Origin of the sequence: Paenibacillus popilliae ATCC 14706 (assembly GCF_000315235.1) — a bacterium.
In the GTDB taxonomy this organism is placed as follows: Bacteria; Bacillota; Bacilli; order Paenibacillales; family Paenibacillaceae; genus Paenibacillus_B; species Paenibacillus_B popilliae.
Window position 1 is genome coordinate 1 of record NZ_BALG01000362.1, and the last position, 675, is coordinate 675.

Consider the following 675-nt stretch of genomic DNA (forward strand, 5'->3'; position numbering starts at 1 on the left):
GTGGTGAGAACTTTCATTCTACACGAATCCGGCCATGGGCCCTTTGTTTTTTATTCCCAGAAGGTGTCGCACTTCATTTTACAATCCGTCTTTTTATAAAACTTGTTGACCATAGCGAACAGCTTGTCTTAGACCCTCGTTATAGTTCCTACCAAAATGCTTTCTTACATCCCAAACATCTTTAGCCATACGTTGCCGTCATTTAATCCAAGTGCATCGTCTGCTCTCATCGATGCTTTGCCTTTTCCTGCAAAGGTTCTAGTCATTGAATGATCATATTTGCTCATTAGAACTGCAGGTCCATCATTTCTACTTATTCCGTTACGTTTATTATAAGCATTTTGTGCAATATGATGACCTACCTCATTCTGACCCTTTGAAGCATTTACTTCTTTAAAACTTCCACCTTTAACATTACCCTGCTTATTCATCATAGTCCTGACTTTTTCATCCAACCTTCTATAAGTGAAGTCCAATTCCTTAGGTCGCTTCAACTTAACAAAAGATTTACCTACATTCCCCGTCCCCCTAGTTACATTCTTAGCGTTTTTCGCAGTGCTTTTCCCGGTGTTTCTCGCAGCATTCTTCCCAGCGTTTCCCAACATTTTAGAAATTAGTTTAATCAATGGGCCGTTATTATGCGTCCATATTTCGGACTCCGTAACGAAGTAATTA

At 39.7% G+C, this 675-nt stretch carries 1 pseudogene; it reads right to left on the reverse strand.

Features of this window, described 5'->3' with window-relative positions:
• Nucleotides 1-164: 164 nt before the first annotated feature.
• Nucleotides 165-675 (reverse strand): annotated as a pseudogene (locus PPOP_RS23560) (hypothetical protein); the annotation flags it as partial.